The 920-nt window shown below is 58.7% G+C and carries 1 protein-coding gene; it reads right to left on the minus strand.

Going from position 1 to position 920, the window contains the following annotated elements; translation table 11 throughout:
• Positions 1 to 920 (minus strand): hypothetical protein (locus H6M51_RS24175; RefSeq protein WP_185812307.1); only part of this gene is annotated, 920 nt, incomplete at both ends.

Consider the following 920-nt stretch of genomic DNA (forward strand, 5'->3'; position numbering starts at 1 on the left):
GACAGCGTGTAGACAAGGGCCTGCCCCTCCGATTTCAGAGATGCAAGCGTTGCACCGCCACCGCTCACCGACAGGAATTCGGCGACTTCACTTGGCGTCAACACACGTGCAGCACCCGTGCCGGTCGCAAAAACCACAGAACGGTCACCGGCAACCTGCGTACCGGTGAAGCCGCCATTCTCACTGCGGTTACCGTCGTCACCACCCCAGAAGATGTTCAGCGATCCCTCCGCCTGGTCTGTCACCGGACGACCATTGGCAATCGCGCCAAGCAGTTCAGCGCCGAATGGATCAGTATCCCTGTTGCCGCCCTCCAGGGCTTCTTCCTCGACATAGCGGTCCAGGATCGTCCCAAGCGCAAACGGCGTATCATCAATCACCTTGACCGAGAAGGTCGAGGGTTCGGTCACGTCACCATCGCTATCCGTGGCCGTGAACTGGAAGGTCAGAACCTGACTGTCCTCTCCCGGAACAGAGCCCTGGTGATCAAGCGTGTCATAAAGCTCAAAGGCATAGGAGCCGGCTTCACCATCCGACAGTGCAACCGAGAACACAACATTGGCAGCAACAGCCGCCTCTCCATTCGCCGGCATGACCGTCGGAACAACGTCACCAGTATAAGCCAGCAATATCTGCTGACCGCCAACCGTGATGATCTCAAACTTCAGTGGTTCGCCATCAGATGTCAGATTCAGGGCCTGCAGGTTCGTTACGGCCTGAGGACCGAACTGGACAGAGCGGTCACCTGGCTGGCCATTGCCATCATTGGCATTGTCCGCGCCCCAGAAAACGGCCAGTGTACCACCCGTCTTGTGCGTCGTCCGGTTCAAATCGACGAGACGATCTCTGTCTCCATCACCACCCCGGTCCTCATTGCCGTCGCCGGCAACCTGACGCTGTTCTTCCTCGACGACACCGCC

Source organism: Rhizobium sp. AQ_MP (genome assembly GCF_014237835.1).
Classification (GTDB): Bacteria; Pseudomonadota; Alphaproteobacteria; order Rhizobiales; family Rhizobiaceae; genus Allorhizobium.